The organism is Thiorhodococcus minor (assembly GCF_010820565.1).
GTDB lineage: Bacteria > Pseudomonadota > Gammaproteobacteria > Chromatiales > Chromatiaceae > Thiorhodococcus > Thiorhodococcus minor.
On record NZ_JAAIJQ010000021.1, the window covers coordinates 33,060 to 48,391 of the forward strand.

Below are 15,332 nucleotides of genomic sequence, written 5' to 3' on the forward strand. Positions count from 1 at the left end.
CGTCCTCGACAAGCGTCAGTTCGGCTGTTAAGTATGAACGACTGGGTGGATTCGATCCGAGGTCGGACTGAATTTTCGTGGGTGTGTACCCAAAACTCAATCGCAGACGGAGTTTTTGTATGGCACGAGTCGTCATCCTTGGCGCAGGTATCTCCGGCCACACAGTGGCCAGGTACCTCGGTAAATGGATTGGCAAGAAGCACGAGGTGATCGTCGTCTCTCCCAACGCCAAATGGAATTGGGTCCCGTCGAACATTTGGGTCGGCGTGGGCGAAATGGAGGAGTCTCAAGTCACGTTCGAGCTGGCGCCCATCTATAAGAAAATCAATGTCGCCTTCCATCAGGCGCGGGCGATCTCCATCAACCCGGAAGGCGGCGCGAACAGCGACAAGCCTTTCGTCACCATCGAATATACGGATCCCGCGCGCGCCGGTCAGAGCGCAAATCTGGAGTACGATTTCCTCGTCAATGCCACTGGGCCGAAGCTCAACTTCGGTGCTACCCCGGGTCTCGGTCCCGAGGGCGGCTACAGCCAGTCGGTCTGTACGCCGGGGCACGCGCTCCAAGCCAACGAAAAGCTCCAGGAGTGCATCGAGGCGATGAAGCGCGGCGAGCGCAAGACCTTCGTCGTCGGCACCGGGCATGGCATGTGCACCTGTCAGGGTGCGGCCTTCGAGTACATCTACAACGTCGATCACGCGGTGCGCGAGGCCGGTGTGCGCGATCTCGCGCGGATCGTCTGGATCAGCAACGAGTACGAGCTTGGCGACTTCGGCATGGGCGGCGTGCACATCACGCGCGGCGGCTACCTGACCAACGGCAAGGTGTTCGCGGAATCCCTGATGGTCGAGCGTGGCATCGAATGGATCACCCGCGCCCATGTGAGCAAGGTCGAGCCCAACAAGATCCACTATGAGCTGCTGGACGGGACGCAGGACGAGCTGGAGTTCGACTTCTCCATGCTGATCCCGCCGTTCGCGGGCGTTGGGCTGAAGGCCTACAACAAGGCCGGCGACGACATCACCAGCGAGGTGTTCGCGCCGAACGGCTTCATGAAGGTCGATGCCGACTACAATCCGCGGCCTTTCGAGGAGTGGAGCAAGGCGGATTGGCCCAAGACCTACCAGACGCCCAAGTACAAGAACGTCTTCGCCGTCGGGATCGCCTTTGCGCCGCCGCATCCCATCAGCAAGGTGATGAAGAGTCCCGGCGGGACACAGATCAGTCCGACCCCGCCACGCACCGGCATGCCCTCGGCGACCATCGGCAAGGCCGTCGCCGGCAGTATCCGCGATATGCTGGCGGGGGCCTCGGGCCCGACGCATACCGCGTCCATGGCTGAGATGGGCGCGGCCTGCGTGGCCTCCACGGGCTCCGACATCTTCAAGGGTACGGCGGCGACCATGACGGTCTTTCCCGTGGTGCCGGACTATGAGACCTATCCGGAGTATGGTCGCGACATGGATCTCACCTTCGGCGAGATCGGGCTTGCGGGCCACTGGATGAAGTACATCCTCCATCATGTCTTCATTTATCAGGCGAAGCTGCGGCCGGGCTGGTCGATCCTCCCCGACTGATTCCCTTTCAGATTCGAAACGAAAAGAGGAAGAGGACGATGGCAGTCAAGAACAAAGAGCCCTATCAGCAGGCGTACTACCCGCCGGTTCCGACCGGTTTCACCAGGTACATGCGCCGATCCATCATCTGGCAGTTCATCCGCTTCTGGATCATCAATCTCAAGATCTTGAAGCTCTTGATGAAATCTCATAACTGACGAGACGAGGGCCTTGGGGTCTATCTCGAGCCCAGGGTAGGCAGTTCCGCACGAGGCCGGATGGGAGCCACCCTGAGGCCTCGTGCTTTTTGCGTCATAAAGAGCGGTCGAGCTGCGTGGCGGCGATTCGGCAGTGCCGGCGCCAAAGCCCGGGGGACAATCGCGGCGAATTCTGCTACGGTGTTGACTACCGAAGATAAATGCAGCCCGGGCCGGACAAGGAGATTTTGCTTCCAGCACGAGACCTGACGCCCTGTTGGGGGCGGCCGATGACTCCGACGGCTGTGCCGCGCCGCCGTCTGCACGGGGGCTCGCGCCTCGATCGATCGCCTGTTCTGACGCTCTCGCTGCCATGGGGGCGCGCCTGGAGTACGCGGGTGATGTGTCGGTCGGCCCGATGATCGGCATCTACGGCGGTACCTTCGACCCCATCCATTTCGGACACCTCCGCCCGGCGCTGGATATTCTCGAAGGACTCGGACTGGAGCAGGTCAGGCTCGTCCCGCTCAATGTCGCGGTTCACCGGCCGCAGCCAATCGCTCCCGCAGTCGCGCGTTTGACCATGCTCGAGCTGGCGATACAGGCGCAGCCGGGCTTTGTCGTGGATTCGCGCGAGCTGGACCGGGAGGGCAGATCCTATTCCTATGATACGTTGGTCTCATTGCGCCGGGATCTCGGCGCAGAGCGGCCGCTATGCTTGATGATCGGCGCCGATGCCTACCGCGGCTTTCTCGATTGGCATCGGCCCCTAGACATCCTCGGGCTCGCCCACCTGGTGGTGATGCGCCGTCCCGGACATGAGGTGGTCGCGGGCGCCAGGCTGCGTCATCTCTATCTGGAGCGCGGCAGCGACAGTCCGGCCGAGCTTGCGAGCGCGCCCGGCGGGCGGATCCTGATTCAGGAGGTGACGCAGCTCGAGATCTCGTCCACCCGGATACGCGATCTCGTGGCGCGTGGGCTCAGCCCGCGTTACCTCTTGCCCGATGCGGTATTGAAGCTCATCACCGATGAAAGCCTCTATCGGTCGTCGGCGACCGATGCCTGAGGCGTGGCCAGGGCTTGGCTCGTGATTGCGGTTCGACGGATTGCGGTTCGACGGATTGTGGCTCGACGCGCGGGATCTCGCGCGTTGCCAGGAGACTGATACGGCTGGCTGCCGTGTGGGTCCGTTTTTTCGATTCTAGAGGAGAGCGCATGCAGCTTGAGAAGCTTCGCCAGTTGATCTTGGATACGCTAGACGACATGAAGGCGCGCGATGTTGAGGTCATGGACGTTCGCGGTAAGACCGCCGTGACGGACTTCATGATCGTCGCGTCCGGCACCTCGGATCGGCATGTGAAGGCGATCGCCGAGACCGTTGCCTTCCGCGCGAAGGAGGCCGGAGAGGCCCCGCTCGGCAGCGAGGGTGTCGCAGAGGGCGAGTGGGCGCTCGTGGATTTGAATGGCGTCGTCCTTCACGTCATGCTTCCGAAGGTGCGGGATTTCTACAATCTCGAGCGCCTCTGGTCGGCGCCATCCATCGTCCCGAAGCTCGCTTCGCAGTCGGCCTGAGGGAGCCTTGGGGAGATGCAGCAGGCGCGCGCGCGGGGGGGAGAATCCCGGCCGAGCTTGGCGGTCGTCGCGGCCGTTGCCGACAATGGTGTCATCGGCCGGGACAATACGCTGCCCTGGCGGCTGCCCGCGGACCTTGCGCACTTCCGTCAGTTGACCTTGGGCAAGTCGATCGTCATGGGCCGCAGGACCTGGGAATCACTGCCCGGACTCCTGCCGCGGCGGCGGCACATCGTCCTGACGCGCGACCCCCAATTTCGCGCCGAGGGCTGTGTGGTGCTGACTTCGCTCGACGCCGCAATCGCGGAGACTGCGGGCGAGGCGGAGCTGATGGTCGTCGGCGGGGCGTCGCTCTATGCCGAGGCCATACCCCTTGCGTCCCGCCTTCATCTAACCCTCGTGCATACCCAGGCCGAGGGCGATACCTATTTCCCCGAGTGGGACAGCTCGGCATGGCGGGAGGTCAGCCGCGTTGCGCGGCCACGCGATGCCCGCAATGCCTTCGAGATGAGCTTCCTGGAGCTCGAGCGCATGACCTAGCCTGGGCTGTCGAAGAATCGGGGTGCTCAGGCGTCGCTGGGCTCGAGCTCTCCGGGACAGTCGAGCTGAACGGCGCGCAGCGGAGTTTCATCCAGTCGCAACGCGGTCAGTGCGCCCCCCCAGAGGCAGCCGCTGTCGATCGCCCAGACATTCTCCCCGGCCCAGAAGCCGAGGGTCGACCAGTGTCCGAAGATGATGCGGTCGTCTCTGCTCAAGCGTCCTGGCATCTGAAACCAGGGTAACCGCCCTGGCCGCTGGCTTCCGAGCTGGCCCTTCTCTTTCAGCGCCAGGCTGCCATCCTGCTCGCAATACCTGAGTCGAGTCAGGCAGTTGGTGATGAAGCGCAGTCTCTCCACGCCGCGCAGATGGGGTGACCAGAGGCTCGGCTGGTTGCCGTACATTTCCTGCAGGAAGGCGCGATAATCCGCGCCTCTCAGCGCGCTCTCGAGCTCCCTGGCGCATTCGCGGGCTTGCGCCAGGTCCCACTGGGGCGGAAGACCCGCGTGGATCATGGTGAGTGCCAGTGTGTCGTCGTGGTGCAGCACGGGGCGATGGCGCAGCCAATCCAGGAGCTCGTCGCGGTCTGGTGCCTCGAGAACGGCCTCGAGGGTGCTTTTCTTGGCGTGCTTATTGTTCCCGGCGGCAACCGCAAGGAGGTGAAGGTCGTGGTTGCCGAGGACGACCGTCGCGGCGTCCCCGAGATCGCGCACCAGCCTGAGGACCTCTAGGGAGTGTGGGCCGCGGTTCACCAAGTCTCCGACGAGCCAGAGCCGGTCGCGCTTCGGGTCGAACGCGAGCTGGTCGAGCAGTCGTCTGAGCTCGGTGTGGCAGCCTTGGATGTCACCGATCGCGTAGCTTGGCATGATCTCCGTGCTGTCTGTGAGGCTGGCGAGCCAGCCGTGCTCGCGCTATTTCGATGGTCTTGGTGCCTTCAGTGAATGCGCGTGGACGCGAGGGAGAATACCGGAATCTCAACGCTGAAGCGGGCTCCGTCCTCCGCGACCATGCCATAGGACCCTTCCATGCTGCCGAGCGGTGTCGCAAGGATGGTCCCGCTCGTGTACTGAAAGGATTCTCCGGGGCTCAGGTGTGGCTGCTCGCCGACCACGCCCTGTCCCCTGACTTCCTGGACCTTGCCGTCCGCGTCCGTGATGATCCAGTGGCGATCCAGGAGCTGCGCCGCCTTCGCTCCCTGGTTCTCGATGGTGATCCTGTAGGCGAAGACGTAGCGGCCTTCGTCCGGTGATGAGCTGTCCGGTTGATACTGGCTTTCTGCGCTAACCTTGATTGCATAGTCGCTCACATGTCTCTCCGATGCGTCCGGTCGATCAGGGCGTGCTCATCTCCCGACTTTGGGAGGGATTTCATTGATATTGGGGCAAATATCGGCAGATTGCTTGTAATATTTTTAGAGAGTTGTACGATATTCGTGAAAGTCTACGCGAGCCAGTGGCAAGAGTCGTGATTACATCAAAGCGCAGGAATCGGAGTCCGGATCCACTCATGGTGTTGTTGCTTTTCGTCATGATTGGTATGTCTGCAACAGTGGGCTATCAGCTCTATCTCTACTCAGATTCCGACCATGCGGAAATCGCGCGCCAAACACTTCCTGGCCCGCCTGTCGGCGGCTGAGCACAGCGCTTTGAGCCGGGCTACTTCGAGCCGAGCCGCTAGGTCCGCGCCCCCCCTTCTCCTCCAAAGGTCAGTGGGTCTGGCATGACAGCAGCCGAGGTCGATAAGAAGCTGAGGGTCGGGGTCGTCGGTGTCGGCTATCTCGGGCGCTTTCATGCCCTCATCTACTCGCGGATCCCGGATGTCGCTCTGATCGGCGTCGTGGATACCGATGCCGTGCGCGCCCGAGCCGTGGCGGACGAGGCCGGCTGTCGAGACTTCCCCTCCATGGATGCCCTCGCGTCCGAGGTCGATGCCGTCAGCGTCGTCGTTCCCACTACGGCCCACCTCGAGGCATCCGCACCCTTTCTCAAGCGCGGAATTCACGTCCTTCTCGAAAAGCCGATCGCGCCGACGCGAGAGGAGGGGGGCGAGATCGTTCGTCTGGCGGATGCCCATGGCGCCATCCTTCAGGTCGGTCATGTGGAGCGCTTCAACGCCGGCGTGATGGCGCTGGCCGAGCGCATCCGTTCACCTCTCTACCTGGAAGCTCAACGCATGGGGGGCTTCGTCGAGCGGGCGACCGACGTCGATGTGGTCTCGGATCTCATGATCCATGACATCGACATCATTCTGTCGCTCGTCGCGTCGGACATCAGCAACATCTCCGCAGTCGGCGCCTCCGTGCTGACGGAGCATGTGGACATTGCCAATGCCAGGCTGGAGTTCGCCAATGGCGCCGTTGCGAACGTGGTCGCCAGTCGGGTGTCGGACAAGCCCACTCGGCGGATACGCGTCTTTCAAACCGGCGCCTATCTCGCCCTGGACTTCGTCGAGCAGACCATCGATGTCGCGGCCCCGCGCGCAGTCGAGGGCTCAGAGCGGCCTGAGATCGTGCGCGAGCAGGTCAAGGTCGAGCCCGTAAAGCCCCTGGATCAGGAGATCGCGGCCTTCGTGCGCTGTGCTCGGGAGCGTCGGTCGCCTCTCGTCGACGGCCGGACTGGACTCGAGGCGCTGGAAGTCGCCCTCGAGGTACAGGCCTGCATCCAGCGATCCACCGACCTTCAACGGCGCCACCTGTCTGGCGTCTAGAGCCGTTTGGCTCGCCCCTCAGGTGGCCGCGCGCCTTGACTGCCGTGCTGCAGACCCGGCCATCTCAGTCGCCATCTCCACGGCGGCAATGAGGCTTCCCAAGTCGGCCTCCATGGTCCCTGCCAGGTCCAGCGCCGTCCCATGATCGACGGATGTCCGGATGATCGGCAGTCCCAAAGTTATGTTGACGGCCCGCCCGAATCCCAGGTGTTTGAGCACGGGCAGGCCTTGGTCGTGATACATGGCCAGGACGGCATCCGCCTGAGCGAGCTTGTCCGGCACGAAGGCCGTGTCCGCGGGCAGCGGGCCAACGAGGTCCAGCCCGCGACTCCTGAGCTCGGCCAGCACGGGCTGGATGACCTCGACCTCCTCGCGCCCAAGGTGTCCGCCTTCTCCGGCGTGAGGATTGAGTCCGCAGACCAGGATGCGCGGTTTGTGGATCCCGAGCTTGCTGCGCAGGTCATGGTCGAGCGTGAGGATGACGCGTCTCAGGCGCTCGGGCGTGATCGCGCGCGGGACCTCGCAGAGCGGCAAATGGGTCGTGGCGAGTGCCACACGCAGCTCCGGGACCGCAAGCATCATCACGGGCTCCGCGCCACAGCGCTCAGCGAGCAGCTCCGTGTGTCCGGTGAAGGGGATACCAGCATCATTGATCACGCCCTTGTGCACCGGGGCCGTCACCATGGCGTCGAAGGTGCCGTCGAGACAGCCGTCGCATGCCTGGATGAGGGCTCGGGTCACATAGTGCCCATTTGCCGGGTCCAGGCGTCCAGGGGTGCAAGGCTGGGCGAGTGCGATCGGCGCGACGCTCAAGTGACCTGGCTGGGTGGGGCGCGGCGGGGCTTGCGGGTCGAAGTCCTCGATGCTCAGCCGGATGCCGAGGCGCTGCGCCCGCGCGATCAGGAGCGCCGGGTCGGCCAAGGCGATCAGCTCGGCGGGGCTTCCTTCGCGTGCGAGCCGAACGACCAGGTCAGGCCCGATGCCGGCTGGCTCTCCAGGTGTCAGCGCGAGGCGCGGGGGCTGGCGGCTCATGTGTAGACCGGATCCCGGCGAGCGGGGCAGGTGAGATGCTTGAGGTCCATGACTAGAAATTTCTGTCCAAGCGGATCTCGATGTAGGCCTCGTCCCGGAGCTGTCGTAGCCACTCCTCTGTGGTCTCTTCCGCCTTGCGTCTCTGCAGGGCTTCGCGTGCCTTGATGCGCATGATCTCGTCGCTGGTGTCCTGGCTGCGTCGCTCGAGGACCTGAACAATGTGCCAGCCGAACGGGGACTCGAAGGGCTCGCTCACCCCGTTGACGGGTAGGGCGTTCATCCGCTCTTCGAAATCCGGCACCGTGTCCCCCGGATTCACCCACCCGAGGTCTCCGCCCTTGAGCGCCGAGCCGGTGTCGTCCGAGTGCGCGCGGGCGAGCGTTGCGAAGTCGTCGCCGCCGATGACGCGCTGCCGCAGCTGATTCAGGCGTCGCTTGGCGTCATCATCCGATACGATCTCATTGGTGCGAATCAGGATGTGGCGTGCTTGCGTCTGGGTGACGTTCTCTGGCGTCGCGGCCTTGATCTCGCGCATCTTGATGATGTGAAAGCCGCTCGGGCTGCGCAGGGGGTCGCTGACCTCGCCTTCGGCCAGGCTGTAGGCGAGGTCGGAGACCAGGCTGGGCACGGCGCCCATTTCGAACCAGCCGAGATTGCCGCCGTCGAGCGCGTTGCGCCCGTCCGATTCACGGACCGCGACCTCCGCGAAATTCGCGCCGGCGCGCAGCTTAGCGACCAGGCGCTTCGCCTTGTCCTCGGCGGCCTTGACCTGCTGCGCTGAGGCATCCTCCGGCAGTGCGATGAGGATGTGCTGGAGCCTGACCTGCTCACGCTCGACCAGGCGGCTGCTCTCCTTCTCCAAGAAGATATCGACCTCGCGGTCCGTCACCTGGATCTTCTTCACCACCTCCTGGCTCTGCAGGCGGCTGGTGAGGATCTGCGAGCGGGTGTCCTCGCGGAAGTCCTCGAAACGGATCCCGCCGGCCTCCAGGGTCGCCTCGAGCTCCTCGAGGGAGAGGCCGTTACGGCTGGCGATGTTGGCCATGGCCTCCACCAAGGCCGCGTCGTCGACACTGATGCCAAGATCCTTGGCGCGCTGCTGCTGCAGGCGCTTGAGGATGAGGCGATCGAGCACCTGCTTCTCCAGCTGCGGCCTTGGCGGGATGGCCGTGCCTTGGCGCTGCAGCTGCGGGATCACCAGGTCGATCTCGCGATCCAGCTCGCTCTGGACGATCACATCGTCGTTCACCACGGCGACGATGGCATCCAGCTCCTGGGTCGCGGCCAGGGCGCAGCCGACGCTGAGCGCCAGGAGCAGCAGCGCCGCCGTGCTAGACCAGAGACCATGCCGCCGCGCGCGGCTGCGGCTAATTGGACTGATATCCATAGATTCCTCTTTCCAGGAGCTTGTCGATCTGATTGCCGAAGGAGCCGAGTCCGGCAAGCTCCAGTTGTAGCATGACGCTGGTGCTGGCCGGCTCGCCGGCGCTGCGCTTGACCTGCTGCCCGAGCAGGCGTAAGCGCCAACAGCAGCGTCCGACCTCGATGCCGGCGAAGGCCTCGACCGTCTCGTCGTTGAGCATCGAATAGAGCCAGCGGCCGACCAGCTTGACGTTGGAGCCGAGCGGCATCTTGAAGGAGAGGTCGGTGTCCTCGTACTCCTCCGACTCCTGAGTGCCCAGATTGTAGCGGTAGGCGAGGTTGATGAGGTGGTCGCTGTCCGGTGCGTATCTCAGCTGCAGCACCTGCTTCTCCCAGGGCTGCTCGGTCTCGTTGGGATTCCACTGCAGGCTGGCCGTCGCCCGCCAGTCCTGGTGCAGGCGCGCGGAGAGCTCACCCGCCAGGGAGGAGCTGACGTCGTTCTCCACCGCGTCGCTCTCGCTGTCGAGCTGGACCCGGCGTTTGTCGAAATAGTAGACCTGGCCGATGCTGGTGCGCAGCAGCTCGTCCCCGCTGCGGTTGGCGATGGTGCGGGATGTCAGGCCGACGGTCAGGCGGTTCGCGTCACTGATCCGGTCGTAGCCGGTGAAGCGGTTGGGCCGAAAGAGACTCGAGAAGCTGAAATCCAGAGCCGTGGTGTCGAAGAGGGGGTTGTCGGCCTGGTCTTCATAGGCGGTCAGGACGTAGTAGAGGCGCGGCTCGAGGGTTTGCAGCGCCTGGGTGCCGAGCCAGTCGACCTCGCGCTCGAAGATGAGCTTGCCGTCGATGTCGAGGCTGGGGATGAGATGCGAGAGCTGGTCGGGCGCGCCCTCGTCCTGGTCCGTCAGGTCGTAGCCTGTGTAGTAGAGCCGGGCGCGCGGGATGAGGTGGCCGAAGCTGCGGCGCAGCGGCGCCCGCAGCGCCGGAATGGCCACCAGGCGGCTGCCGTGAACGGCGTTATTGTGGTCGAAGTAGTCGTACTGGGCATCGAAGTCGAGCTCGACGAGCTTGCCCCAGGTGCCGGGGTCGACATCCAGCTCGATATGGGGCAGCTGTCCGTAGGGGCGGTTCTCGGGGTCGATGCTCGCGTCCACCGTCTGGAACTGCTGGATTCGGCCGAGCATGCGCCAGCCGTCCCCCTTGTAGCTTACGTCGGCGCGCTGGCTCAGGTTGCGCACGCTAGTCACATCCAGGCGGTTGCCGAAGTCCTGCAGGTACTCGTCGTCCGACACCGCGGCATAGTCCACGGATGACGACCAGCGGGAGCCGAGCCAGCCGGCCTGCTTGATCCGGTAGGCGCCGCGAACCCCCTCGTCTTCCGCCTTCTGGTCGTTGGGCAGGATTTCGCCGTCGATCTCGAAGCGCTGAAAGCTGGAGAGGTGGCGGAATTGAGCGCCAAGCATCAGGCCGCGGGCGCTCATGTAGCGCGGGGTGATGGTGGCGTCCATGTTGGGCGCGATGTTCCAGTAGTAGGGCAGGCTGAGGTCTGTCCCTGTCTCCTCCGCGGAGCCGAGGGTTGGGATGAGGAAGCCGCTGCGGCGGCGGCTGTCGATCGGGAAGCTTAGATAGGGCGTGTAGAGCAGGGGCACGTCGGCGAAGCGGATGCGGGCATGGCGCGCAGTGCCAATCCCGCTCTGCTGATCCAGCTCCAGCTCGCGTGCGGCGATCGACCAGTCGGAATTCCCCGGCGGGCAGGTCGTGTAGATGATGTCTTGGTAGCGGCTTTGCTGCTCGCTCAGTATCCAGGCCTGCTCGGCCTGGCCGCGCAGATTCGCGTTGCCGGACATGCGGTAGCCCGGCTTGGTGACACTGCCCATCTCCGTCTCGAGGTTGTAGTCCGCCGCGTCGCCGACCAGTCGGATGCTTGGTAGCTCTAGGTAGATGTTGCCGCTCGCCTTGACGTCGCCATTGCTGCGGTCATAGCTCGAGCGATCCGACTCGAAGCGCCGCCCCTCCTGGAGGATCTCAACGTCCCCCAGCAAGCGGATGAGGTCCGCGTCTTGGTCGTAGTCCACCAGGTCCGCCGTGATGTCGATCGGCGTTTGGCGCTCGCCGTCGAGCGGCGAGCTCGGGGCGATCCGGGTCACGCCAGGCTTGGGGCCGCAGTAGTCCCAGCGCAGCCCTTGGTGCAGGCGCTCGTCCTCGGATCTGGGGCCCAAATGGCGGGCGGGTGCGGGCCGCGGTGCGACCGAGCTGCTGTCAGGGAGGGCTTCGGCGGGCTCGGCTGGCTTGGCCTCCAGCCCTTTCAGGCTGGCCGATTGGGGCGCGGGCTGGGCTGGCGTCAGGGCGGGCAGCGCCGGCCGGTCAGCCGTCGGCGAGGTCGGCCGAAAGGCGTCGGACGGATAGGTCTCGGCGGCTGTGCTCGCTAGCGCTTGAGCAGAGGTCGGACCCGACAGGGCGATGAGGACGAGCAGCGCGGAAACGGCGGCGCTGCGTTTTTGATCGACCATGGTCGGCATCCGGCGGGCGGACTCGCTTCACGAGAGTGGACGGTTGAGGTTGAACCTGCAACCATGGCATATCCCGTCTCGGGCGGCAATCGGAAAGCGCCGAGCGTCATCCAAGCCGCTTACGGAGACCTTTCCCCAATGATTTCGAGCGTGGGGCCGCAACAAGCGCAGCGGCTCCGAGGTGGATGCGAGTGTCAGAGCGAAATGATGCCATGCGAGCCTGGCTCGCCAGGGTCACTGGGTCGACGTGCTTCGAGCTGACGCCCGCCTCGTCGGATGCGAGCTTTCGGCGCTATTGGCGGCTGAGCGAGGGCGGGGAGACCTGCATCCTGATGGACGCCCCCCCGGCTCAGGAAGACTGCGGACGCTATGCGGACCTGGCACGCCGCTTCCGGGCCATCGGCATCAATACGCCGGAGATCCTGGCCGAGGATCGCGCACAGGGGTTCATGCTGATCTCGGATCTCGGTGATCGCGTTTATTTGGATCATCTGAGTGACGCCAGCGCTGACGGGCTCTACGGCGATGCCCTCGGCGCCCTGCTGAGGATTCAGGCCGATGGGCCGACCCAAGGGCTACCCGCTTACGACGCGCCCTTCCTGAAGCGCGAGCTCGGTCTCTTCCGCACCTGGTTTCTCGACCAGCATCTGAGACTGCGGCTGTCGCCGGCCGAGGAGGCGATGCTCGATGCCTTGGATGGCGTCCTGATCGAGAGTGCGCTCGAGCAGCCGCAAGTCTGTGTCCATCGCGACTACCACTCGCGCAATCTCATGATCACGGAGATCGGCAGCCCGGGCGTCCTGGACTTTCAGGACGCCGTGGTCGGGCCAGTGACCTATGATCTGGTCTCTCTGCTGCGCGACTGCTACATCGCCTGGCCCGCCGAAAAGGTCGTCGGCTGGGCGCTCGGCTATCGGCAGATGGCCTATCGATCGGGCTTCATCCCCGATGTCGCGCCGGAGCGGTTTCTGCGCTGGCTCGACCTCATGGGGCTCCAGCGACATCTCAAGGTGTGCGGCATCTTCGCACGCCTGCACATCCGCGATGGCAAATCGCACTACCTGGCCGACCTGCCGCGCACGCTCGGCTATGTGACCCATGTGGCCGGGCGTCATCCCGAGCTGAAGGGGCTCGCCCGCCTGCTGAGTGACCGGGTCCTTCCAGCCATGGCTGCTTCCTCGCCGTCTTAGACATCCGCAGGCTGCTCGGGGAGGCGGCTGGCCGGCTGCTTTGTCCGGGCCGGCTCGTCACCCGGCCGTCATGGAAGCTTCATCTTTCCATGATCCGAGCGCCGCAGTTTTTCCTTAGTCTTTGCTGCTCAAAGCTCATGCCGAGGCCGGGGCCCGCTCCTGGTCTCATGTCATCAAGCCATTTGTAGGAAAGCAGCCCATGACTCCGGTCAGCAAGACGCTCGTCAGTTTGCCAGCTTTGATGTTGGCGCTTGGATGTACTCAAACCCAGGCCGATCTCAACAGGCTCGAGCTCAGCGAAGTCACAGTCCCGCTCACGCTAGCCGAGAAGAGCCAGATCCGCGCCTCGGACACCGTGATCATCGATGGGCAGGCGTATGCCATCGGCTACCATGATCTGGTTCGGACGAATCAGGTTCTGCCCAAGCTCCACGGACGTTTCAGTGAGACCGAGATCTTCGGTCTGCTCAAGGACAAGAACGGCGATCCCATGCTGCTCGAGGACGGCAGCCCCTGGGTGTGCACCAACGGCTCCGGCCCGGATTACACCTCCCTGCTGCGCTATGGCAACGCGCTGTTCGCGGTGACTCAGCTCGAGTGCAGCCTGGGCGGTGCCTATATCACCAAGCTCGAGCAGGACAATGAGGGCAACCTGGAGGCCGTTGCCACGAGATCCGTCGACTTCTCCGAGGTGTTCGGCACCTACGTCAACTGCGCCGGCATGACGACCCCATGGGGCTCGCACCTCGGCTCCGAAGAATACGAGCCGCCGATGGCGCTCTTCAATCCGGATGCCGAGGATCGGGCCTGGTTCGACGATCCGACCTGGCACGATGCGCACATGCAGTCCATCGCCGACTACAACCACATCGAGAATACGGCTGAGAACGCGGCCTATTTCGGTTACATGTACGGTTGGACGCCTGAGATCAAGATCACCTCGGCCGAGGGACGCCACCGTGTCACCAAGCACTTCGCGATGGGGCGCTTCGCGCATGAGCTGGCCTACGTCATGCCCGACAACCGCACGGTCTATCTGTCCGATGATGGCACCAATGTCGGGCTCTTCATGTTCGTCGCGGATCGTCCCAAGGTCCTCAGCGCAGGGACGCTCTATGCGGCGCGCTGGAATCAGACCTCGGGCGAAGGCGCCGGGGCCGCGGATCTCGAATGGATCAACCTTGGGCATGCCACGAACGATGAGATCCGCGCCGCGATCGAGGCGAAGACGACCTTCGCCGACATGTTCGAGAAGGTCGATCCGATCGATGCCGACGCAGGTACTTGCCCGGATGGCTACACCAGCACCAACACCTACGATGAGGGACTGCTCTGCACCCGTCTGAAGCAGGGTATGGAGAAGATCGCTTCGCGCCTCGAGACGCGACTCTATGCCGCGCATCTGGGCGCGACCACGGAGCTCCGAAAGGAAGAGGGAATCACCTTCAACCCGGACGACTACGTCCTCTACATCGCGATGAGCGAAGTGGCCAAAGGGATGGAGGACGGCTCCTCGAACGACGTGGGCGGACCTAACCACATTCGGCTCGAGAAGAACAAATGCGGTGCCGTTTACGGGCTCAATCTGAAAGGCGAGATCAGCGATACGGACGCTTCTCCGATCGACAGCCGCTATGTCGCCTACAATATGTGGGGCCTCATCGCCGGCACTCCGGTCGATTACAGCGGAACCGAGCTGTCCGAGAACAGCTGTGACGTCGACGGCATCGCATCGCCGGACAACATCACCTACCTGCCCAAGTACAAGTCGCTCGTGATCGGCGAGGACACAAGCGCCCACCAGAACGACTATGTCTGGAGCTTCGACCTCAACACCCGGGAGCTGACCCGCATCGCCACCACGCCCTATGGCGCCGAGACGACCTCGCCCTTCTGGCATGCCAATATCGGCGGCTACGGCTATCTGACCCTGGTGACTCAGCACCCCTACGGCGAGTCGGACGAGGACAAGGCCCAGAGCCCCGATGACAAGGAGTCGCACGTCGGCTACATCGGACCCTTCCCTGCGCTCGACTGAGCCTGCCGCCGTGGGCTGGCGCAGGGACGCGCCACCGCGGGCCCTGCCTGGGCAGGCTTCCCTCGGTCTCTCTTCAGTCCCCTCTGGACTCGATCAATGAAGTCGTCATTACAACCTAGATCCGGCAGTTGACCGCTTCGTGCTTCATGCAAGGCCTTGATCACTTTCAAGATCGGGGTTTCCTGCTGGCTCACCCGCCGGGTGAAGCCCGCTACGGCCTCCAGTGCACGCCCCGCGCGGCGCCTGGCTGCGTTGCAACGGATTCTCTCTTGAGAAAGATTCCGTCGTAGCACCACTACGACGCCTCGTTGCGCCTTGCCAGACACCCCGCTGGACGCACCCTGGAGGCCGCCCAACCGCCGGATCTAGGTAGAAAGAGCTGCCAGCCACCAGCAGCCAGCTTAGAGCTTTGTTTTGGAGCTGCTTTCAGGTCTTGTCCGAGTCACCCAACGGGTGAGCGGCTGGCCGGCCATAAAGTCTGCTAAGTATCTGATTATGATGTGCTGGAGGCTGGAGGCTGGAGGCTGGAGGCTGGAGGCTGGAGGCTGGAGGCTGGAGGCTGGAGGCTGGAGGCTGTCTTGAGGGCGAGAGACGCGTCATTCATGCGCATAATGCCTCTTCGTGTCCTTGGGGCC

Annotated in this window: 13 protein-coding genes; 8 read left to right on the forward strand and 5 right to left on the reverse strand. The window is 64.0% G+C overall.

Features of this window, described 5'->3' with window-relative positions:
• Nucleotides 1-119 precede the first annotated feature (119 nt).
• The 5 genes from G3446_RS09120 to G3446_RS09135 all read left to right on the forward strand — a co-directional run bounded on the left by G3446_RS09120 (nt 120) and on the right by G3446_RS09135 (nt 3,865).
• On the forward strand, nt 120-1,577 hold the full coding sequence (locus G3446_RS09120; protein WP_164452520.1) for an NAD(P)/FAD-dependent oxidoreductase: 1,458 nt from the start codon (nt 120-122) through the stop codon (nt 1,575-1,577).
• A 38-nt stretch (nt 1,578-1,615) separates the two neighbouring features.
• Complete coding sequence (locus G3446_RS27455; RefSeq protein ID WP_167757077.1) at nt 1,616-1,774, forward strand: hypothetical protein; 159 nt, start codon at nt 1,616-1,618, stop codon at nt 1,772-1,774.
• A 397-nt stretch (nt 1,775-2,171) separates the two neighbouring features.
• Nucleotides 2,172-2,819, forward strand: a complete 648-nt coding sequence (gene nadD, locus G3446_RS09125; protein WP_164452554.1) for a nicotinate-nucleotide adenylyltransferase — start codon at nt 2,172-2,174, stop codon at nt 2,817-2,819.
• Nucleotides 2,820-2,968: 149 nt separating this feature from the next.
• Nucleotides 2,969-3,325: a ribosome silencing factor gene (rsfS, locus tag G3446_RS09130; protein WP_164452521.1), complete on the forward strand. Its 357-nt coding sequence runs from the start codon at nt 2,969-2,971 to the stop codon at nt 3,323-3,325.
• Nucleotides 3,326-3,340: 15 nt separating this feature from the next.
• A complete protein-coding gene (locus G3446_RS09135; protein ID WP_164452522.1) occupies nt 3,341-3,865 on the forward strand; it encodes a dihydrofolate reductase in 525 nt (174 codons plus the stop codon).
• A 26-nt stretch (nt 3,866-3,891) separates the two neighbouring features.
• Here the strand turns inward: G3446_RS09135 and G3446_RS09140 are convergent, their stop codons facing one another.
• Together G3446_RS09140 and apaG are read right to left on the reverse strand one after the other, a co-directional pair.
• Nucleotides 3,892-4,728: a symmetrical bis(5'-nucleosyl)-tetraphosphatase gene (locus G3446_RS09140; protein WP_164452523.1), complete on the reverse strand. Its 837-nt coding sequence runs from the start codon at nt 4,726-4,728 to the stop codon at nt 3,892-3,894.
• A 68-nt stretch (nt 4,729-4,796) separates the two neighbouring features.
• Nucleotides 4,797-5,168, reverse strand: a complete 372-nt coding sequence (apaG, locus tag G3446_RS09145) for a Co2+/Mg2+ efflux protein ApaG (protein ID WP_164452524.1) — start codon at nt 5,166-5,168, stop codon at nt 4,797-4,799.
• Nucleotides 5,169-5,581: 413 nt separating this feature from the next.
• Between apaG and G3446_RS09150 the strand changes: the two genes are divergently transcribed.
• A complete protein-coding gene (locus tag G3446_RS09150; RefSeq protein WP_164452525.1) occupies nt 5,582-6,568 on the forward strand; it encodes a Gfo/Idh/MocA family protein in 987 nt (328 codons plus the stop codon).
• An 18-nt stretch (nt 6,569-6,586) separates the two neighbouring features.
• On the opposite strand, the gene pdxA is transcribed toward G3446_RS09150, so the two are convergent.
• From pdxA to G3446_RS09165, 3 genes are read right to left on the reverse strand one after another with little or no spacing between them, the layout of a single operon-like run.
• Nucleotides 6,587-7,600 (reverse strand): 4-hydroxythreonine-4-phosphate dehydrogenase PdxA, encoded by a 1,014-nt coding sequence (gene pdxA / locus G3446_RS09155; protein WP_164452526.1) that lies wholly within the window; start codon nt 7,598-7,600, stop codon nt 6,587-6,589.
• Between the two features lie 52 nt (nt 7,601-7,652).
• Complete coding sequence (locus G3446_RS09160) at nt 7,653-8,987, reverse strand: peptidylprolyl isomerase (protein WP_164452527.1); 1,335 nt, start codon at nt 8,985-8,987, stop codon at nt 7,653-7,655.
• Nucleotides 8,968-11,469: an LPS-assembly protein LptD gene (locus tag G3446_RS09165; RefSeq protein WP_342450077.1), complete on the reverse strand. Its 2,502-nt coding sequence runs from the start codon at nt 11,467-11,469 to the stop codon at nt 8,968-8,970. The genes G3446_RS09160 and G3446_RS09165 overlap by 20 nt, the downstream gene beginning before the upstream one ends.
• Nucleotides 11,470-11,654: 185 nt before the next feature.
• Here G3446_RS09165 and G3446_RS09170 point away from each other — a divergent pair, with 185 nt between their 5' ends.
• The gene (locus G3446_RS09170) at nt 11,655-12,659 is read left to right on the forward strand and encodes an aminoglycoside phosphotransferase family protein (protein ID WP_245232394.1); all 1,005 of its coding nucleotides are present in this window, start codon (nt 11,655-11,657) and stop codon (nt 12,657-12,659) included.
• Between the two features lie 199 nt (nt 12,660-12,858).
• The gene (locus G3446_RS09175) at nt 12,859-14,697 is read left to right on the forward strand and encodes a PhoX family protein (RefSeq protein WP_164452529.1); all 1,839 of its coding nucleotides are present in this window, start codon (nt 12,859-12,861) and stop codon (nt 14,695-14,697) included.
• The last annotated feature ends 635 nt before the right edge of the window (nt 14,698-15,332 follow it).